Genomic DNA, 19,146 nt, shown 5'->3' with positions numbered 1-19,146 from the left:
TGCGCCGTACAGGTAAGGCTTCATTCCGAGGAACGAGCCAAGCCGTTTTCAGAGGCTCTATCCCAGAGAGTGAACCACCATGTCAGCACCTACTAACTTCGAGCTCAAGCCTTTGAGCAAGATGATGAAATTTCCGGCTATTACGTTTCTTATGTTTGCAGCTGTGCAAACCCATGCCCAGGCGGCTCACCTGATTGGCGAGTCTAAAGTCATTGACGCCAGAGAGCTGAAAAATGACTGGCAGCTCGATCACAAGTCCGACCTGACCGTCAACGGCGCGCGGACAGGAAATATCCTGGTCAACGATTCGACACTGAGTGTCAATACAGGCAGCCTGGTCGATGACATTCGCGCGACCCAGGGCTCCAACGTCAGCCTTGACGGTGCCACGGTTGAATCGAACAACACGACGTTCGGCGCAGTGCGTCTGGATGACAGCACGGCCGTTATCAAAGGCAGCAGCATCAGCAGCAATACCACCGTAGGTCTGCAAGCGTTTCAGAATTTCGATTCGCCAAAGGGCGGGCTTGCTCAGGTGTACAACAGCACTATTCGCGGCGTGATGGGCGGTGCGATGGCCTATGGCAACAGCGAACTGCAGTTCCACCAGAACACCTTGGTTGAAGGTACCGGTGCCGGCAGCTATGGCGTATTGCTCGATGGTGCAACCGCGACAGCCAGCCAAAGTCGGATTATCGGCGACAAAAATGGCGTGCTGTTCACCAATGACCTGGGCAGTGAGAGCCCTGGCAAATTGGTGCTGGACAACTCCAGCGTCGAAGGTCGCAGCGGTTCGGCCATTGTCGTCGAAGGTTACCCAGGCGAAGAAATGGAAGTTGAAGTCGACGTGCGCAACGGCTCGACCCTGACCGGTGGCAATGGCACCTTGCTGGAAGTCAATGGGGGGGCCAAGGCGAGCATGAATGTCGACAATAGCCGCTTGAAAGGCGACGTGATTGTAGAAAACGGCAGCACCGCACATTTGAACCTGGAAAACAGCGCTGGGCTGACGGGGCAACTGCAGAATGTCACCAGCCTGAACGTTGGTGACGCCTCATACTGGGAACTGACCGGTGATAGCCAGGTGGGCGCCTTGAACCTGACGGACGGTACGGTGATATTCGGTCATGCCGACGCGTTCTATCAACTGGACCTGGACAGCCTTGACGGCAACGGGACCTTCGTCATGGGCACCGACTTTGCCAATGGCATCACGGACTTCCTGAATATCACGGGCGAAGCCAATGGTAATCACAGCCTGTTGCTCGCTGCCAGCGGCGCGGAGCCGGTCAACCCCGAAGAGATTCGCGTCGTACATACTGGCGGAGGGGACGCGCAGTTCTCCCTGAAGGGTGATGTGGTCGATGTAGGTGCCTACTCCTACGGCCTGAAAAAGGACGGCACCGATTGGTTCCTCGACCCGAACAACCGTGTAATCAGCCCAGCCACCCGCTCGGTGATGGCGCTGTTCAATACGGCACCCACTGTGTGGTACGGCGAGGCGACTTCATTGCGTACGCGCATGGGCGAGTTGCGTTTCGAGCCTGGCCAGGCGGGTGTGTGGATGCGCGGTTATGGCAACAAGTACAAGGTGGCCGAGAGCACCGGCGTGGGCTACAACCAGAACCAGCAGGGCTTCACCCTGGGTGTCGACACGCCGTTGGCCGACAGCCAGTGGCTGGTGGGTGTGATGGCCGGTCACAGTACCTCTGACCTCAATCTCAAACGCGGTACTTCAGGCACGGTAAAGAGCTACTACGTAGGTGCTTATGCAACGTGGCTGGATGAGGAAAGTGGCCTGTATTTCGATGCAGTGGCCAAGCTCAACCGCTTCCAGAACGAGTCCAAAGTCGGCTTGAGTGACGGTACCAAGGCCAAGGGCAAGTACACCAATACCGGTGGCGGCCTGTCGGCAGAGTTCGGTCGCAACATCAAGCTGGACGACGGCTACTTTGTCGAGCCATATGCACAGCTGTCCACCGTGGTGATCCAGGGCGCCAATTACAACCTGGACAATGACCTGCACGCCGATGGCGAGCGTACCCGTTCAATCCTGGCCAAGGCTGGTGCGACCGTTGGGCGCGATATCCAGCTCGACAGTGGCAGCGTAGTCCAGCCCTACTTGCGGGCGGCGATGGTGCATGAGTTTGCCAACAACAATAAGGTCAAGGTGAACAACAATGTGTTCAATAACGACCTGTCTGGCTCGCGCGCTGAGTTCGGTGCGGGTATGGCGCTGAAACTGTCGCAAAACCTGCAACTGCATGCGGACCTTGAACACAGCAGCGGCGGTAGGGTCGAGCAGCCTTGGGGTGCGAACCTAGGGATTCGCTACTCCTGGTAAATACCTGAAGCCCATTAGCGCCCGTATCGAAAGATACGGGCGTTTTTTTGCTCCTGCATAAGCAATCAACTGGTCAGGTCGAATTCGACTTTCAGGGTGTGAGTGTTCCCGTTGATATCTTTATCGGTGGTGCCATCCAGCGTGCCGCTGATTTTGATGACGCCAGCTTGCAAGCTACCAAGGATCAGAGTCCCTGTGGAACACCTTACTATGTAATGAGTTGTCGGGGACTTCACTGCATACCAGGCGTTGACTTCGTTAGACATCCACTGGTCCAGCTGTATTACCTGTCCCGGGCGAAGGTTGTTGGGTAGTTCAATCGTGATTTTCGTGACGGTGACTGAGTTGTCAGCGTGTCGAGCTATAAGGCGATAGATAGCCTGCTCGCGGTCATGCACCAGGGTCAAGGTCTGAAAGTCGACCTGTACCGTATCGATAAGTGCGTTGAATGTGCCTGTTGCATTGAGTGCTTTGGGGCGCAGTAATTTTTGTTGCTCGGGGGATAACTGTTGTGCGTTTGCGGTCATGATCGCTTCTCCATCGCTGATGATTGTGCGAGTAGCAGAGTTGTCGACGGCTCTGTCCGAGTCATGAAATAGCAGTGTGTCCAGACTGTATACTGTCAAAAATGACAGTATACGAAGGCATCGGCTTCTGAGTGATTCGGAACCTGACTTGAAGGCTATTAGACGCCTTTCCAAACTTTTTTCTACTGTGAGGAATGACAGTCTAATAATCGATTTTTAATACTGTCTGGAACTAAGGACGTCAAACCTCATCCGAAAAGCCCCGCCGCAATATTGATCGAGAATCCCAGGATCGCCGTATTGAACAAAAAGCCGATCAACGACTGCCCCAGCACCACTTTGCGCATGGCTCGGGTAGCCACACCCACATCCGAGGTCTGCACGGCGACGCCGATGGTGAAAGAGAAATACAGGAAGTCCCAGTAGTTGGGCGTCAGCAGCCCCTCGGCAAAGCGCAGCGCCGGCTCCTTGCCGTCCCAGGTGTAATAAAGCCTGGCGTAGTGCACGCTGAATATCACCCCGATCAACAACCACGACCCCATCACCGTCACCCCGGTAAAGCCGTAATGCAACAGGCGCTCGGCGGTGCCCAGGTCCTTGCTGCCGGCAAGGCCAAAAGCGATGGTTGCCAGGCTGGCAATTGCGGCAATAGACACCATGAACAACACCAGGGCGGCGTTTTCATCTTCGACTTCGGCGATGCGTTTGACGTCCTCGGCCTTGGCGCGGATGGTCAGGCGTACCATCAGTATCAGGTAGGTCCAGACCCCGGCGTTCCAGCCGATCAGGACTTTGGTGAGGATTGAGTCGAAGGGCGCCAGAATGCCGATTGCCAGTCCCAGGACGGCGGCAGCGGATAGGCGAGGGTGGGTACGGGCGAGGTAGGACATGGTGCTCACAAATGCAGGTTTGGTGAGCAACCATAGCCTATTCCTGTAGGAGCCGGCTTGCCGGCGAAAATCGTCAACGCTAACGCGGGAATCCTGATGCCCCGCAGCGTTCTCAGGTTTTTCGCCGGCAAGCCGGCTCCTACAGGGTAGAGCTATCAATCGTGGCGTTTGCGCACCAGTTTCATGACGACCACGAAGAACACCGGCACAAACACCACCGCCAATGTCGCGGTGATCATCCCGCCAATCACACCCGTACCAATCGCCTGCTGGCTCGCCGAACTGGCACCGGTGGCAATCGCCAATGGCACCACGCCGAGGATAAACGCCAGGGACGTCATGATGATCGGTCGCAGGCGCAGGCGTGCGGCTTTCAGCGTGGCCTCGACCAGGTCTTCGCCCTGGTCATACAGGTCTTTGGCAAACTCAATGATCAGGATCGCGTTTTTTGCCGATAGCCCGATAATCGTGATCAAGCCGACCTTGAAGAACACGTCATTGGGCATGCCGCGCAGCGACACTGCCATGACCGCGCCCAACACCCCCAGCGGCACGACTAGCAACACTGAGGTGGGGATCGACCAGCTTTCATACAGCGCGGCCAGGCACAGGAACACCACCAGCAGCGACAGCATCAATAGCAGTGGCGCCTGGGCGCCCGACAAACGCTCCTGCAACGATAACCCGGTCCATTCCTGGCCCAGGCCCGCCGGCAGTTGCGACACCAGCCGCTGGATCTCCTCCATCGCCTCGCCGGTGCTATGCCCAGGTGTCGCTTCACCGGAAATGGCGATGGCCGGGTAGCCGTTGTAACGGGTCAACTGCGTCGGGCCCTGGACCCAACGTGCCTCGACAAAGGCCGACAACGGCACCATCTTCCCGGCGTTGTTGCGCACATGGATCTTCATCAGGTCTTCGACCTGGCTGCGTTGGTCGCCTTCGGCTTGCACCACCACGCGCTGCATGCGGCCCTGGTTGGGGAAGTCGTTGATATACGCCGAACCAATGGCCGAGGAGAGGATATTGCCGACATCGGCAAACGACACGCCCAGGGCGTTGGCACGCTTGCGGTCTACCTCAAGCTGCACCTGCGGTGCTTCAGCCAGGGCGCTTTCACGCACGTTGGCCAGGATCGGGCTTTTTTCCGCCGCCGCCAGCAACTCGGTGCGGGCCGCCATCAACGCGGCATGGCCCACGCCACCCCGGTCCTGCAAGCGGAACTCAAAGCCACTGGAGGTGCCCAGGCCATCCACCGGCGGCGGCAGCACGGCATAGGCCATCGCATCCTTGAGCTCGGTAAACGCCATGTTGGCACGATCGGCAATCGAGGCGGCGGAGTCGTCGCTGCTGCGCTGCGACCAATCCTTGAGCGTGGTAAACGCCAGCGCCGCATTCTGCCCGGAGCCGGAGAAACTGAAGCCCATGATCATCGTCGTATCACCGACGCCCGGCTCGGTCGCGTTATGCGCCTCGATCTGCTCGGCCACCAGTACCGTCCGGTTCTTGCTCGCACCCGGTGGCAGTTGGATATCGGTGATGGTGTAACCCTGGTCTTCCACCGGCAGGAACGAGGCGGGCAGGCGGCTGAACAAAAAGCCCAGGCCCACCAGCAATACCAGGTAGATCAGCAGGTAGCGGCCGCTGCGCTTGAGGGCATAGGCGACCCAGCCTTCGTAGCGATCGGTCAGTTGTTCAAAGCGGCGGTTGAACCAGCCGAAGAACCCGCCCTTGGCATGGTGCTCACCTTTGGCAATCGGTTTGAGCAACGTAGCGCACAGGGCCGGGGTCAAGGACAGGGCGAGAAACGCCGAGAACAGGATAGAGGTGGCCATCGACAGCGAGAACTGCTGGTAGATCACCCCCACCGAGCCCGCCATAAAGGCCATCGGCAGGAACACCGCCACCAGCACCAGGGTAATGCCGATGATCGCCCCGGTAATCTGGCCCATGGCCTTGCGCGTGGCTTCCTTGGGCGACAGGCCCTCGGTGACCATGATCCGCTCGACGTTCTCCACCACCACAATCGCATCGTCCACCAGGATGCCGATGGCCAGCACCATGCCGAACATGGTCAGCACGTTGATCGAGAAGCCCAGCAACAGCATGGTGGCAAAGGTCCCCATCAATGCAATCGGCACCACCAGCGTGGGAATCAAGGTGTAGCGCACGTTCTGTAGGAACAGGAACATCACCGCAAACACCAGCGCCATGGCCTCCAGCAAGGTGTAGACCACCTTGGTGATCGAGATCTTGACGAACGGCGAGGTGTCGTAAGGAATTTTGTATTCCACATTGGCCGGGAAGTAGCGTGACAGCTCATCCATTTTCGCCCGAACCAGGGTCGCGGTGTTCAGGGCGTTGGCGCCTGGCGAAAGTTGCACGCCGATAGCGGTGGACGGTTTGCCGTTCAGGCGTGTGGAGAACTGGTATTCCTGGCTGCCGATCTCGACGCGCGCCACATCACCAATGCGCACAGTGGAGCCGTCCGGGTTGGCCTTGAGCACAATGTCGGCAAATTCGGCCGGGGTTGAGAGCTGGCCCTTGACCAGGATCGACGCGGTGATTTCCTGGGTGTTGGTGCCCGGCAAGTCACCAATGCTGCCGGCCGAGACCTGGGCGTTCTGCGCGCTGATCGCGGCATTTACGTCGGCCGGGGTCAGGTTGAAACCGATCAGCTTCTGCGGGTCGATCCAGATCCGCATCGCCCGCTCGGCGCCATACAGCTGGGCTTTACCCACACCGTCCAGGCGCTTGAGCTCGTTCATCACGTTGCGCGCCAGGTAATCGCTGAGCGCCACGTCATCGAGCTTGCCGTCGTTGGATGTCAGCGTGACCAGCAGCAGGAAGCCGGCGGAGACTTTTTCCACCTGCAAGCCCTGCTGGGTCACCGCTTGCGGTAGGCGCGGCTCGACGACCTTGAGTCGGTTCTGCACATCCACCTGGGCCATTTCCGGGTTGGTGCCCGGCTGGAATGTCGCGGTAATGGTCGCCGAGCCCAGGCTGCTCTGGGATTCGAAATACAGCAGGTGGTCGACACCATTGAGCTCCTGCTCGATCAGGCTGACCACGCTTTCATCCAGGGTCTGGGCCGAGGCACCGGGGTACACCGCATAGATTTCCACTTGCGGCGGCGCGACGTTGGGGTACTGGGCCACCGGCAACTGCGGGATGGCGAGGGCACCGGCCAGCAGGATAAACAAGGCAACCACCCAGGCGAAGATCGGGCGGTCAATAAAGAACTGCGGCATTGTCTCTGATCCCTTTGATTACTGGCCGGCTGCCTGGGCGACAGGTTCGGAGCTGGCATCGACGTCGACTTTTTCACCGGGGCGTGCATGCTGCAGGCCTTCGACGATAATCCGGTCACCGGCCTTCAGGCCGCTGTTGACCACCCAGCGATCATTGATCGCCGCGCCCAATTCCACGGGTTGCTGGCTGACGTTCTGCTCGGCGTCCACCAGCAACACCATCGGGATACCGGCGCTGTCGCGGGTGATGGCGCGTTGCGGCACACTCAGGCCTTGCTGGTCGACTGCCTGTTCCAGGCGCACACGGATAAAACTGCCGGGCAACAGGTCGAGGTCCGGGTTGGGGAACTCGCTGCGCAGGATGATTTGCCCGGTGCCGGGGTCGACGGAAATTTCCGCAAACAGCAGCTTGCCCGGCAATGGGTAAAGGCTGCCATCATCCTGGATCAGCGTGGCCTTGGCCTGGTCCTGGCCTACTTGCTTCAAGTGCCCGGCGCGAAAAGCACGGCGCAGGTCACTGAGTTCGCGGGTGGACTGGGTGAGGTCGGCGTGAATCGGGTCCAGTTGCTGGATCACGGCCATGGGCGTGGCTTCGTTCTGGCCCACCAGGGCGCCTTCGGTCACCAGCGCACGGCCGATGCGCCCGGAGATCGGCGCGGTCACCGTGGCATAGCCGAGGTTGAGCTTGGCGCGTTGTACCGCCGCCTGATTGGCCGCAACATCGGCGGCAGTTTGCCGGGCAGCGGCGCGGGCGTTGTCGTAGTCCTGGGCGCTGATGGCATTGCCTTCCACCAACTGGCTGTAGCGCTGCTCCTGCAGGCGCGCCTGGAAGGCATTGGCTTCGGCCTTGCGCAGGCTCGCCTGGGCGCTGTCGAGGTCAGCCTTGAACGGCGCCGGGTCGATACGGAACAGCACGTCGCCCTGTTTGACGTCGTGGCCTTCCTTGAATACCCGCTGCAACACCACGCCTGCGACCCGTGCGCGCACTTCGGCAATACGCGGCGCGGCGATGCGTCCGCTCAACTCGCTGCTGATTGACAGCGGCTTGGCTGCGAGGGTTTCGACGCGCACCTTGGCCAGGGGCATTTCGGGGGCGTCGCCTGCGGAGTTGCCACACGCGCTCAGGGCCAATGTCAGTGCGAGAAGGCAAAACGGCGCAAACAGATTCTTTGACATGCTTTTATCCCAATATTGACTGGCGCATCCTACGGGCGCCCCCGTCACTGTGCTGTGAAGCTCTGTAGGTGGTGTGTGAAGAAATGTAAGGTACGGCGCACGCCGAGGCACGTGCGTATATCCTTCACCGCCGTGGATCCTAACAAGCTCTTGTGAGCAATGACGATTTAATGTGGGAGCAAGCCCGTTCCCACATTGGATTTGTGTACGACAAAAAACCGTATTAATTGGAAGCACCATGCCCAACATCCTCCTGGTCGAAGACGACGCCGCGCTGTCCGAGCTGATTGCCAGTTACCTTGAGCGCAATGGCTATCACGTCAATGTGCTCAGCCGTGGCGACCATGTGCGCGAGCGGGCCAGGCTCAATCCGCCGGACCTGGTGATCCTCGACCTGATGCTGCCCGGCCTCGACGGCCTGCAAGTCTGCCGCCTGTTACGCGCCGATTCGGCCGGCCTGCCGATCCTGATGCTCACCGCCCGCGATGACAGCCACGACCAGGTACTGGGCCTGGAAATGGGCGCCGATGACTACGTGACCAAGCCCTGCGAGCCACGGGTGCTGCTGGCGCGGGTGCGTACCTTGTTGCGCCGCAGCAGCCTCAGCGAACCCCAGGCGGCTAACGACCAGATATTGATGGGCAACCTGTGCATCGACCTGTCGGAACGTTCGGTGACCTGGCGCGACCAGGCGGTGGAGTTGTCCAGCGGCGAATACAACCTGCTGGTGGTGCTGGCCCGGCATGCCGGTGAAGTGCTCAGCCGCGACCAGATCCTGCAGCGTCTGCGCGGCATCGAGTTCAACGGCACCGACCGCTCGGTGGATGTGGCCATTTCCAAGCTGCGCCGCAAGTTCGACGACCATGCCGGCGAAGCGCGCAAGATCAAGACGGTGTGGGGCAAGGGTTACCTGTTCAGCCGTTCCGAGTGGGAATGCTGAGACCATGTTTCGCGTCCTGATCCGTCTTTACCTGCTGACCATCGTGACTTACAGCGCGGCGATCTACCTGATCCCCATGGGCATCATCGAGGTCTTTCACACTCGCTACATGAACTACAGCATCGAGCAGTCCCGGGGTTTGCAGAGCCTGATCGTGCGCCAGTACCACAGCCGGCCGGTGGAGCGCTGGTCCGAGGTCACCGACCAGTTGGCCCGGGACTTTGCCCCCTTGAAAGTGCAATTGATGCATCGCCAGGACGCCCGCTATACACCGGCCGAAGAGCAATTGCTGGAGCAGGGCAAGCCGGTGATTCGCCTGGGGGAGTGGGGCTGGATGGAAGAAATCAGCTCGCCGCTCAATGGGCAATTGGCGGTCAAGCTGACCATCCCGCCCGACCCGCTGGACATGAACCTGCTGTACTGGACCATGAACGTGCTGATCGGTGCGGCGTTGCTGGGCGGGCTGTTGATATGGCTGCGACCGCACTGGCGTGATCTGGAGCGCCTCAAGGCGACAGCGGCGCAACTGGGCCGGGGGCATCTGGAAGAACGCACGCACATTCCCCCCAGCTCCAACATCGGCAGCCTGGCAGCGGTGTTCGACACCATGGCCAACGACATCGAGCACCTGCTCAACCAGCAGCGCGACTTGCTCAACGCGGTTTCCCACGAACTGCGCACCCCGCTGACGCGCCTGGACTTCGGCCTGGCCCTGGCGCTGTCCGAAGACCAGCCGGCGGCCAGCCGCGAACGCCTGCAAGGCCTGGTGGCGCACATCCGCGAGCTGGATGAGCTGGTGCTGGAGCTGTTGTCCTACAGCCGCCTGCAAAACCCGGCGCAACTGCCCGAGCGGGTGGACGTGGTGCTGGATGAATTCATCGACAGTATCCTGGGCAGCATCGACGACGAACTGGAAAACCCCGAGATCGTGATTGATGTGGTGCTCGACTGCGCCGTCGAGCGTTTTGCCCTCGACCCGCGCCTTACCGCCCGCGCCCTGCAAAACCTGCTGCGCAATGCCATGCGCTACTGCGAAAGGCGGATCCAGATTGGCGTCAAGGTGTGCGCCAAGGGCTGCGAGATCTGGGTTGATGACGATGGCATTGGCATCCCCGAGGAACAGCGCGCACGGATTTTCGAACCGTTCTACCGCCTGGACCGCAGCCGTGACCGCGCCACCGGCGGCTTCGGCCTGGGCCTGGCGATCAGCCGCCGGGCGGTAGAAGCACAAGGCGGCACACTCACCGCCCAGGCCTCGCCCTTGGGCGGTGCACGCATGCGCCTGTGGCTGCCCACCTGACCCTGCGGTGGGGCGGGGCTTGTGTTATTAAGGCTTTTTTGTAGGAGCGAGCTTGCTCGCGAAGGACGTCAACGATAACGCGTGTTTGCTAGGTAAACGCGGCGCTCTCAAGTTCTTCGCGAGCAAGCTCGCTCCTACAGAAAGCAGAATCCGCTTAACTGACTGGCATTAAGAGTCCTGTTTTTGGCACATGCACAGCCTTACCGCCCCTGACGCTCCCTTGCTATAGTTCGGCCTTTATCAGTCGCCAGCCAAGGATCACTGCCATGTCCGAATACCAAGCCTTTGTCGTCGAACTCCACGACAACGTCGCCCATGTGCAGATCAATCGCCCAGAAAAGATCAACGCCATGAACGCGGCGTTCTGGAGCGAGATCATCGAGATTTTCCAATGGGTCGAAGACACCGATGCGGTACGCGCCGTGGTCCTGAGTGGCGCCGGCAAGCATTTTTCCTCGGGCATCGACCTGATGATGCTGGCCTCGGTAGCCAATGAGTTTGGCAAGGACGTGGGCCGTAATGCGCGCTTGCTGCGGCGCAAGATCCTGCAACTGCAAGCCTCCTTCAATGCCGTGGACAACTGCCGCAAGCCGGTCCTCGCGGCGATCCAGGGCTATTGCATTGGCGGCGCGATCGACCTGATCAGCGCCTGTGACATGCGTTATGCCGCTGACGACGCGCAATTCTCGATCAAGGAAATCGACATCGGCATGGCCGCCGACGTTGGCACCTTGCAGCGTCTGCCACGCATCATTGGCGACGGCATGCTGCGCGAGCTGGCCTACACCGGCCGTACCTTTGGGGCAGAAGAAGCGCGCAGCATCGGCCTGGTCAACCGCACCTTTGCCGATCATGAAAGCCTGCTGGCCGGGGTGATGGAGCTTGCAACGCAAATTGCCGCCAAATCGCCGATCGCCGTGACCGGTACCAAGGCCATGATCAGCTACATGCGTGACCACACCATCAACGATGGCCTGGAATACGTTGCCACCTGGAACGCTGCTATGTTGCAATCCAACGACCTGCGCGTGGCCATCGCGGCCCATATGAGCAAGCAGAAACCCGAATTCGTGGATTGACTGAACATGACCCCAGGCTGGATGACCACAACGCTGCTGGACAATGACGCCCCCGGCGGCTGGGCCGTGGCCCGCAGTCGTGAAGGCTTTTTGCTGGACGACAACGGGCCGCTGTTTCCCAGGGAATGGCTCAAGCGCCAGGACTTGTCGGTATTGGCCGAGCATGGCATCGGCCACCTGGATGGCGAGCCGGTGTACCTGCTGGAGCTGAACAGCCCTGGCGATGTGCAAGGTTGCCGCTGGCAGGGCCTGCGGGCCTTTATGCTGCAAGGCGACCACCGCCTGTACAAAGTCCTGGGCTATGCCGCGCAAATCGGCACCTGGGCCCGCGAGCACCGTTTTTGTGGCAGCTGCGGCCAGGCGATGGTGCAGGTACCCCGGGAGCGCGCACTGTTCTGCCAGGCGTGCGACCTGCGCAGCTACCCGCGTATTTCCCCCAGCATGATTGTGTTGATCACCCGTGGTGATGAGATTCTGCTCGCACGCTCACCGCGTTTCGTCACTGGGGTCTACAGCACCCTGGCCGGGTTTGCCGAGCCAGGGGAGTCTGCCGAAGACTGCCTGATCCGCGAAGTGCGCGAGGAAGTGCAGGTCGAGGTGCAGAACATCCAGTACGTGGGCAGCCAGTGCTGGCCGTTTCCGCACTCAATGATGCTGGGCTTTCATGCCGAGTATGCCGGTGGCGAGATCGTGCCCCAGGCCGACGAGATCGAGGATGCGCAGTGGTTCAACATCCACCAGTTGCCACCATTGCCGGCGTCGCGCTCGATTGCCCGCTACCTGATCGACCTGTATGTGGCGCGCCGCTTAGGCCACGCTGAACCAGTGCTGCCAGGCTAGGCGCACAGTCAGGCCGAGGACCACGGTGATAAACACCGGGCGAATGAATTTGGCGCCGCCGCTGATGGCACTGCGTGCGCCAAAGAACGCACCCACCATCACCGACAGGCCCATGCTCAGGCCGACAATCCAGTCCACCGAACCATTGAAGATAAACACCGACAGCGCCGCCGCGTTGCTGACGAAGTTCATGCTGCGCGCCACGCCGCTGGCCTTGACCAGGTCGACGGGGTACATCAGCAAGGTGCTGACGGTCCAGAACGCGCCGGTGCCGGGACCTGCCACGCCATCATAGAAGCCCAGGCCAAAACCCTGGGTCGACTGCCATTTCTTCTTGATCGGCGCATCCGCGTCCAGCGGCGCCTTGGGCGTGCCACCAAATAGCAGGTAGATACCACAGGCGAAGACAATCACCGGCAGCATCTTGTTCAACCATTCGGCGGGCAGGTAATGGGCGACGATGGCACCGAGCAGCGCGCCGACCAGCGTACCGACGATGGCATGCACCCACTGGCGCGGGTGGAACAGCTTGCGCCGGTAGAAGGTGAAACTGGCGGTGGCCGAGCCGAAGGTCGAACTCAGTTTGTTGGTACCCAATACCAGATGGGGCGGCATGCCGGCAGTGAGCAAGGCGGGTGTGGTGAGCAAACCGCCACCGCCGGCAATGGCATCGATAAAACCGGCAACAAAGGCAACCACAGCCAGAATGGCCAGGGTGGTGAGGTCAACGCTGAGTTCAAAAGGCATGGAGGCGACTTATTTTCGGCGAGGCGCAGAACGGGGCTGCGCGAAAGTCCGATAGCTTACCTATAACCGATTGTTACGGCGACTGTTGCAGCAGCAACAGTGATTCAACAATTCACCCACCTGGGCAACATTGCCCTGCCCAGGTCCGCAACAGCCGAGCGCCCCTAGCATGGGGCTTTGCGCACACTGGCACGCTTGCTGCTCCACAACCTGCACATCCCCTGTGTGCGAGGTACCGAACAATGACTCAGCAAGCCGTGAAATTTGCCTATTGGGTGCCCAATGTCAGTGGTGGCCTGGTGGTCAGCAAGGTCGAACAACGCACCGACTGGGGCATCGACTACAACCGCAAGCTGGCCCAGTTGGCCGAGGCGGCGGGGTTTGAATACGCCTTGACGCAAATCCGCTTCACCGCTGGTTACGGCGCCGAGTACCAGCATGAATCCGTGGCCTTCAGCCACGCGTTACTGGCGGCTACCACCAAGCTCAAGGTGATCGCGGCGATCCTGCCAGGTCCCTGGCAGCCGGCGCTGGCGGCCAAGCAACTGGCGACCATTGATCAACTGACCAATGGCCGGGTGGCGGTGAATATCGTCAGCGGCTGGTTCAAGGGCGAGTTCCAGGCCATTGGCGAGCACTGGCTGGAGCATGACGAGCGTTATCGGCGCTCCGAAGAATTCATCCGCGCGTTGAAAGGTATCTGGACCCAGGACGAGTTCACCTTCAAGGGCGATTTCTATCGTTTCAACAATTACAGCCTCAAGCCCAAGCCCCTGGGACAGCCGCACCCGGAGATTTTCCAGGGCGGCAGCTCCCGTGCGGCGCGGGATATGGCGGCGCGGGTGTCGGATTGGTATTTCACTAACGGTAATACGCCAGAAGGTATCAAGGCTCAGGTGGATGACATCCGTGCCAAGGCCACCGCCAATAATCATTCGGTAAAAGTCGGGGTCAACGCCTTCGTGATCGCCCGCGACACCGAGGAAGAGGCCCAGGCGGTACTGGCCGAGATCATCGACAAGGCCGACCCGCAAGCGGTGAATGCCTTTGGTGATGCGGCCAAGCAGGCGGGCAGGGCTTCGCCGGAAGGAGAGGGCAATTGGGCCAAGTCCAGCTTTGCCGACCTGGTGCAGTACAACGACGGTTTCAAGACTAACCTGATCGGCACGCCCCGGCAGATCGCCGAGCGCATCGTCGCGCTCAAGGCGGTGGGGGTGGACCTGGTACTGGCGGGCTTCCTGCATTTCCAGGAGGAGGTGGAATATTTTGGTCAGCGCGTGTTGCCCCTGGTGCGCGAACTGGAAGCCAAGGCCGCTGCGACCGGCAGCGCCAGGGCGGTCGCGTTACCGGTATAGCACCACCGCCGCGCGTAGCTGGTTGTTGCCAAAGCGGCACATCCGTTCGAATTCCCCGTGGCTGACCGGCAAATGCTGGCAGTCCATGGGCTGGCGGTGCTGGCTATGGTCCACGTCAGGATCATGCAGGTAGACAAACTCCTGATCACAGTCAGTCACAATCACCCAGTGCGGTGACTTGGAACGTGTCAGTCGGTAGCTGCTGATCAGCACCAGCGGCTGGCCGCCGTCGTCCAAGACCTGTGTCAGGTCCAATGCACCGCCGTGTATTTGCTGCACATCACTGCCCGCCAATTCTTCCTCGAATCCCTCATGCACCAGGCGTATGACCTCCTTTTTATGCGGGTCACGCACCCCGTCGAGAAACAGCGGCCCATACACGTTGACCTGCATGCGCACGCGAAACCCTCGGCGCCAGGCGGCCAGGGCCAGGCCCTGTGGGCTGCAACCACCGTGGCCGGCAGTCATGAAGACGGTGGTCGCCTCGCGCCAGATCTGCAGCTCTTCACGGCGCTGGGCCTCACGCCCTGGCGTCAGGGCACCCATGGCCATCAGCAGGCAGGCAGCGCCGCAGGTGAAGTCGGTGGTCTGCTGGTAATAGGGGACACTCAAGGCCCGGCCGTCAGTATGCTGGAGGATACGTTTTTCCAGGCGCAGGGCGTCGGTATGGTCGGCGTAATAGTCGTTGATCAGGGCAAAGCGCCGGTACCCACTGCGCTCATACAGGGCGATGGCGCCAGGGTTATCGGTGCGCACCTCAAGGCGTAGGTAAGCACAGTCGTGCGCCACGGCGCAGGCTTCGATGCGTGCCAGCAGTTGCTTGCCCAAGCCCAGGCCCCGGGCAGGCGTAGCGATGGCCAGGGAATACAGGCGCGCCAACGAGGTGCCGCGATGGAACAGCACCAGGGCATAACCGAGCAAATGCCCGCTTTTCTCGGCCACCAGCAGTTGTGCGTGAGCACGGCTGATCATCCACTGGAAACTGCGAGGGGACAGTCGATCTGTGGTGAAGCAGTGCTGTTCCAATGCCACCAATTCTGGCAAATCATCGAGCGTTGCAACGCGAAAGGAAAGAGTCATGTAACCGCCGTAAAAGTTGCGTAACTAAACGAGACTTCTCTGAAAGATCGTGCTTAATAGAAAAGGTCAAGTTCTCTAGCGGATCAATCAATATGTCAGCGGTACAAAGTCATTGGCGAGAAGTATCCGAGCAAACTGTCGCGACTACAATAACTTCCAGCGGATATTTTTCTACACCGCCCAAGAGTACAAGTCAGGTCGTGATTATTGTTGAACGCAGGGAAGACTGGGCTTCCTATTTTCCCAGCGAAGATATTGTCACCGCCCAGGAATACCTCGAACACCCCAGGGAAAACGAGGCTGGCAAGCGGGTGCAGGTGATCAACCTGTGCCGCAGCTACAAGTACCTGGGCCATGGCTACTACTGCTCGCTGCTTGCGGAGGCGCGGGGGCACAAGGTAATTCCGTCAGTGCGTACCATCAGCGAGCTGACGAAGAAATCCCTGTATGGCCTGGCCCTGGATGACCTGGATAAAACCCTCGACAAAGCATTGAGTCATCACCTCTACAGCAATACTGAAGGTTTTACCCTGACTCTTTATTTTGGCCGAACCAATATTGAGCCTTTGCAGGATTTGGCCCGTCAGTTGTTTGAAGTCTTTCCAAGTCCGATCCTGTTAGTTGAGTTTCGCAAGAGTAATGGCTGGCATATCGAAGGCATTAAATTCGGGGCATTACATAAGTTGCGTGATGATCAAGAAGACCAATTTGCCCACGCGCTAGACAACTTCAGCCGCAGGATCTGGCGCCAGCCGCGTTCGCGGCGTCTGGCCCGTTATGACCTGGCGATCCTGCATGATCCCCAGGAACAGTTGCCACCGTCCAATGCCAAGGCCCTGGATAATTTCGTACGGGTGGGCAAGGGGCTGGGGATCGATGTCGAGTTGATCGAACGCAAGGACTACGCACGGCTGGCCGAGTACGACGCCTTGTTGATCCGCGAAACCACCAGCGTCGATAACCACACTTATCGTTTCGCCAAGAAAGCCGAGAGTGAAGGGTTGGTGGTGATGGATGATCCTGCTTCGATCCTGCGCTGTACGAATAAGGTCTACCTCACGGACCTGCTCAAGAGCCATCAATTGGGCATGCCCGCCACCGAAATCCTCTACAAGGAACGACCGGAAGATTTCGAGCGGGTTGGCGAGCGCCTGGGCTTTCCCCTGGTGCTGAAAATCCCCGACGGTTGTTTTTCCCGTGGGGTGATCAAGGTCGAAAGCCAGGAGGCGCTGCTGGCCGCCACGGCGGAGCTGTTCGAACATTCGGTGTTGCTGCTGGCCCAGGAGTTTTTCTATACCGAGTACGACTGGCGCATTGGTGTGCTCAACCGCAAGCCGATCTTTGCCTGTCAATACTTCATGTCCAAGGGCCATTGGCAGATCTACAACCACAAGGCCATCGGCCAGGATATCAACGGTGAGTGTCGCACCCTGGCGGTTCACGAGGCACCGAAGGCGGTGGTGGAACTGGCGGTCAAGACCGCAAACCTGATCGGCGACGGGTTGTACGGCGTGGATTTAAAGCAGTCTGGTGACAAGGTGGTGGTGATTGAGGTCAACGACAACCCGAATATGGACGCGGGGATCGAAGACGCCTATTTGCAGGACGACCTGTATTCCCTGGTGCTGGAGGAGTTCGTGCGACGCCTGGAGCTCAAACGCCAGGGTCAGGTCTGGTGATCTGCCTTGAACTCAGCGAGGGCGCATTGCGCCGCACCGAGCGCGAAAGTGCCGAGATCCTGCTGTTCAGCAACCCCGATAGCGATGAACGTGAATTGCTGCGCGAGCGCTATAAAGTCGATGAGCACGCGCTGGCGTCGGCGCTGGACCCGGACGAGGTGTCGCGTATTGAATTCCATCCCGACAACCTGTTCCTGATCTGGAAGCGCCCGCAAAACTATTCCGGGGGCAGTAACCTAGTGTTTGAAGTGTCATCCTGTGGCTTGCTGTTTTCACCGGACCGCCTGCTGGTGATTGCCACCGATGACAGCCAACTATCCGGCCTGGGTGCGCGCCGGCCACTGCATACACCGCTGGATGTGCTGCTGGATCTGCTGCTCAACAACATCCATCACTATCTGGGCCATCTCAAGGTGATCAAGCTAGTCGCCCGGGAATTGCAGCAGCAGTTCAACGCCTCGATGAGTAATCGCCACCTGATGCAGATGTTCAGCCTCAGCGAGAGCCTGATCTATTACATCAATGCGCTGCACAGCAACGGCGCCGTCTTGACGCGCTTGCGCAACCACGGCGAGAAGGAACATTTCAGTTCGCAGACTCTGGGTTTGATCGACGACCTGATCATCGAGAATAACCAGTGCTACAAGCAGGCGGAGATCTACTCCAATGTGTTCTCCGGGCTGATCGATGCCCGGGGCAACCTGATGAACAACAGCATGAATAACCTGCTGCGCAAGCTGACGCTGATCAACGTAGTGTTCCTGCCGTTGAACCTGATCGCCAGTATTGGAGGGATGTCCGAGTTCAGCATGATGACGGCAGGGACGCCGTGGTGGGTGGCGTATCCATTGTTTCTGCTGGCGATGGCGCTGGGTGCAGTGGGGATGGTGCTGGGGCTCAGGCGGATTGCCAGGGGCGGTGGGAAAGCGGGGTGATTGAAGCCCGCTTCCCACTTGGGTGCCTAGGCACCCTCCTGCAGTGTCAGCACTTCAAAGCCATCAGCGGTGACAGCCACCGTGTGCTCCCATTGCGCCGACAGGCTGTTATCGCGGGTGACCACGGTCCAGCCATCCTTGAGGCTGCGTACCTTGGCGCTGCCCTGGTTCAGCATCGGCTCGATGGTGAACACCATGCCTTCGCGCAGGGTCAAGCCGGTACCCGGCCGGCCGAAGTGGAGGATCTGCGGTTCTTCGTGCATTTCGCGGCCAATTCCGTGGCCGCAGTACTCGCGTACTACGCTGTAGCCGTTGGCTTGCGCGTGGCTCTGGATTGCATGGCCAATATCGCCCAACCGTGCGCCGGGCTTGACCTGGCGGATACCGGCCCACATGGCCTCGAACGTCATCTCGACCAGGCGCCGGGCCTTGGGGGCGACCGCGCCGATCATGTACATCTTGCTGGAGTCGGCGATAAACCCGCCTTTCTCCAGGGTGATGTCGATATTGACGATATCGCCGTCCTTCAACACGGCCTTGGCATCCGGCATGCCGTGGCACACCACTTCGTTGATGGACGTGTTGATGCAGAAGGGGTAGTCATATTGCCCAAGGCTGGCGGGGCGCGCCTGCAGGTCGTGGCGGATAAACGCTTCGACGGCGGCGTCCAGTTCCAGGGTTGACTGGCCGGCGCAGACCCGGCTGTCGAGCATGCTGAATACTTGGCCCAGCAGGCGGCCCGCTTCGCGCATCACGGCGAGCTGTGGGGCAGTCTTGATCATCAGGTGCGCCCCCGGATCAGATCGGGCTTGTCGAGCAATAGTTTGTTGATCAGATCGTTGTAGGCCAGGTGCGGATTTAGCTCGGCCAGCAGGCCGATCTTGATCCAGAACTCGGCCTGGGCGTTGATGGAACGGTCCATGGCGGCGCTGGCGAGACGGATTTGTTCATGCAGTTGGTCGGTAATCTTGACGATGCCCATGAGCTTCACTGTGCGGGATTGATG

16 protein-coding genes are annotated in these 19,146 nt (G+C 59.8%); 8 read left to right on the top strand and 8 right to left on the bottom strand.

Features of this window, described 5'->3' with window-relative positions; genetic code table 11:
- Window positions 1-79: 79 nt before the first annotated feature.
- On the top strand, window positions 80-2,344 hold the full coding sequence (locus FJD34_RS01985) for an autotransporter outer membrane beta-barrel domain-containing protein (protein ID WP_090291107.1): 2,265 nt from the start codon (window positions 80-82) through the stop codon (window positions 2,342-2,344).
- A 65-nt stretch (window positions 2,345-2,409) separates the two neighbouring features.
- On the opposite strand, the gene FJD34_RS01980 is transcribed toward FJD34_RS01985, so the two are convergent.
- The 4 genes from FJD34_RS01980 to FJD34_RS01965 form a co-directional block, all read right to left on the bottom strand.
- Window positions 2,410-2,871 (bottom strand): hypothetical protein, encoded by a 462-nt coding sequence (locus FJD34_RS01980; protein WP_090291108.1) that lies wholly within the window; start codon window positions 2,869-2,871, stop codon window positions 2,410-2,412.
- Between the two features lie 248 nt (window positions 2,872-3,119).
- Window positions 3,120-3,761 (bottom strand): DUF1345 domain-containing protein, encoded by a 642-nt coding sequence (locus FJD34_RS01975; protein ID WP_032860709.1) that lies wholly within the window; start codon window positions 3,759-3,761, stop codon window positions 3,120-3,122.
- Between the two features lie 155 nt (window positions 3,762-3,916).
- Window positions 3,917-7,009, bottom strand: coding sequence for an efflux RND transporter permease subunit (locus FJD34_RS01970; RefSeq protein WP_032860423.1), 3,093 nt, complete (start codon window positions 7,007-7,009; stop codon window positions 3,917-3,919).
- A gap of 18 nt (window positions 7,010-7,027) precedes the next feature.
- Window positions 7,028-8,185: an efflux RND transporter periplasmic adaptor subunit gene (locus FJD34_RS01965; protein WP_090291109.1), complete on the bottom strand. Its 1,158-nt coding sequence runs from the start codon at window positions 8,183-8,185 to the stop codon at window positions 7,028-7,030.
- 238 nt (window positions 8,186-8,423) lie between these two features.
- Here FJD34_RS01965 and FJD34_RS01960 point away from each other — a divergent pair, with 238 nt between their 5' ends.
- The 4 genes from FJD34_RS01960 to nudC all read left to right on the top strand — a co-directional run bounded on the left by FJD34_RS01960 (window position 8,424) and on the right by nudC (window position 12,344).
- A complete protein-coding gene (locus FJD34_RS01960) occupies window positions 8,424-9,125 on the top strand; it encodes a response regulator (RefSeq protein WP_032860419.1) in 702 nt (233 codons plus the stop codon).
- 4 nt (window positions 9,126-9,129) lie between these two features.
- Entirely contained in the window at window positions 9,130-10,425 is a 1,296-nt protein-coding gene (locus FJD34_RS01955; RefSeq protein ID WP_032860417.1) for an ATP-binding protein, read from the top strand.
- A gap of 266 nt (window positions 10,426-10,691) precedes the next feature.
- Window positions 10,692-11,504 carry a crotonase/enoyl-CoA hydratase family protein gene (locus tag FJD34_RS01950; protein ID WP_032860416.1) on the top strand — a complete coding sequence of 271 codons (813 nt, stop codon included), beginning with the start codon at window positions 10,692-10,694 and terminating at the stop codon, window positions 11,502-11,504.
- A 6-nt stretch (window positions 11,505-11,510) separates the two neighbouring features.
- Complete coding sequence (nudC, locus tag FJD34_RS01945) at window positions 11,511-12,344, top strand: NAD(+) diphosphatase (protein WP_090291110.1); 834 nt, start codon at window positions 11,511-11,513, stop codon at window positions 12,342-12,344.
- Here nudC and FJD34_RS01940 read toward each other — a convergent pair.
- Window positions 12,312-13,091: a TSUP family transporter gene (locus FJD34_RS01940; protein ID WP_032860412.1), complete on the bottom strand. Its 780-nt coding sequence runs from the start codon at window positions 13,089-13,091 to the stop codon at window positions 12,312-12,314. The two genes, nudC and FJD34_RS01940, sit on opposite strands and share 33 nt — an antisense overlap.
- Before the next feature lie 242 nt (window positions 13,092-13,333).
- Here FJD34_RS01940 and sfnG point away from each other — a divergent pair, with 242 nt between their 5' ends.
- A complete protein-coding gene (gene sfnG / locus FJD34_RS01935; protein ID WP_032860410.1) occupies window positions 13,334-14,446 on the top strand; it encodes a dimethylsulfone monooxygenase SfnG in 1,113 nt (370 codons plus the stop codon).
- Here the strand turns inward: sfnG and FJD34_RS01930 are convergent.
- Window positions 14,435-15,526: a GNAT family N-acetyltransferase/peptidase C39 family protein gene (locus tag FJD34_RS01930; RefSeq protein ID WP_032860408.1), complete on the bottom strand. Its 1,092-nt coding sequence runs from the start codon at window positions 15,524-15,526 to the stop codon at window positions 14,435-14,437. The genes sfnG and FJD34_RS01930 overlap by 12 nt on opposite strands.
- Window positions 15,527-15,618: 92 nt before the next feature.
- Here FJD34_RS01930 and FJD34_RS01925 point away from each other — a divergent pair, with 92 nt between their 5' ends.
- Window positions 15,619-17,205 carry a RimK family protein gene (locus FJD34_RS01925; RefSeq protein WP_090291111.1) on the top strand — a complete coding sequence of 529 codons (1,587 nt, stop codon included), beginning with the start codon at window positions 15,619-15,621 and terminating at the stop codon, window positions 17,203-17,205.
- The gene (locus tag FJD34_RS01920; RefSeq protein ID WP_373290008.1) at window positions 17,202-18,140 is read left to right on the top strand and encodes a magnesium transporter CorA family protein; all 939 of its coding nucleotides are present in this window, start codon (window positions 17,202-17,204) and stop codon (window positions 18,138-18,140) included. The genes FJD34_RS01925 and FJD34_RS01920 overlap by 4 nt, the downstream gene beginning before the upstream one ends.
- A 26-nt stretch (window positions 18,141-18,166) precedes the next feature.
- On the opposite strand, the gene map is transcribed toward FJD34_RS01920, so the two are convergent.
- Window positions 18,167-18,922, bottom strand: a complete 756-nt coding sequence (gene map, locus FJD34_RS01915) for a type I methionyl aminopeptidase (protein WP_065942994.1) — start codon at window positions 18,920-18,922, stop codon at window positions 18,167-18,169.
- Window positions 18,922-19,122: a ParD-like family protein gene (locus tag FJD34_RS01910; protein WP_032860404.1), complete on the bottom strand. Its 201-nt coding sequence runs from the start codon at window positions 19,120-19,122 to the stop codon at window positions 18,922-18,924. The genes map and FJD34_RS01910 overlap by 1 nt, the downstream gene beginning before the upstream one ends.
- Window positions 19,123-19,146: the final 24 nt, after the last annotated feature.

The sequence above is a fragment of the Pseudomonas brenneri genome (genome assembly GCF_007858285.1).
GTDB classification, from domain to species: Bacteria; Pseudomonadota; Gammaproteobacteria; order Pseudomonadales; family Pseudomonadaceae; genus Aquipseudomonas; species Aquipseudomonas brenneri.
The sequence above is the reverse complement of the archived record's forward strand: the minus strand, read 5'-3'. Positions and strand labels throughout refer to the sequence as shown.

Coding starts and splice junctions, on each gene's coding strand:
- FJD34_RS01985 (WP_090291107.1), top strand. CDS start 80: ATGTCAGCACCTACTAACTTCGAGCTCAAGCCTTTGAGCAAGATGATG.
- FJD34_RS01980 (WP_090291108.1), bottom strand. CDS start 2,871: ATGACCGCAAACGCACAACAGTTATCCCCCGAGCAACAAAAATTACTG.
- FJD34_RS01975 (WP_032860709.1), bottom strand. CDS start 3,761: ATGTCCTACCTCGCCCGTACCCACCCTCGCCTATCCGCTGCCGCCGTC.
- FJD34_RS01970 (WP_032860423.1), bottom strand. CDS start 7,009: ATGCCGCAGTTCTTTATTGACCGCCCGATCTTCGCCTGGGTGGTTGCC.
- FJD34_RS01965 (WP_090291109.1), bottom strand. CDS start 8,185: ATGTCAAAGAATCTGTTTGCGCCGTTTTGCCTTCTCGCACTGACATTG.
- FJD34_RS01960 (WP_032860419.1), top strand. CDS start 8,424: ATGCCCAACATCCTCCTGGTCGAAGACGACGCCGCGCTGTCCGAGCTG.
- FJD34_RS01955 (WP_032860417.1), top strand. CDS start 9,130: ATGTTTCGCGTCCTGATCCGTCTTTACCTGCTGACCATCGTGACTTAC.
- FJD34_RS01950 (WP_032860416.1), top strand. CDS start 10,692: ATGTCCGAATACCAAGCCTTTGTCGTCGAACTCCACGACAACGTCGCC.
- nudC (WP_090291110.1), top strand. CDS start 11,511: ATGACCCCAGGCTGGATGACCACAACGCTGCTGGACAATGACGCCCCC.
- FJD34_RS01940 (WP_032860412.1), bottom strand. CDS start 13,091: ATGCCTTTTGAACTCAGCGTTGACCTCACCACCCTGGCCATTCTGGCT.
- sfnG (WP_032860410.1), top strand. CDS start 13,334: ATGACTCAGCAAGCCGTGAAATTTGCCTATTGGGTGCCCAATGTCAGT.
- FJD34_RS01930 (WP_032860408.1), bottom strand. CDS start 15,526: ATGACTCTTTCCTTTCGCGTTGCAACGCTCGATGATTTGCCAGAATTG.
- FJD34_RS01925 (WP_090291111.1), top strand. CDS start 15,619: ATGTCAGCGGTACAAAGTCATTGGCGAGAAGTATCCGAGCAAACTGTC.
- map (WP_065942994.1), bottom strand. CDS start 18,922: ATGATCAAGACTGCCCCACAGCTCGCCGTGATGCGCGAAGCGGGCCGC.
- FJD34_RS01910 (WP_032860404.1), bottom strand. CDS start 19,122: ATGGGCATCGTCAAGATTACCGACCAACTGCATGAACAAATCCGTCTC.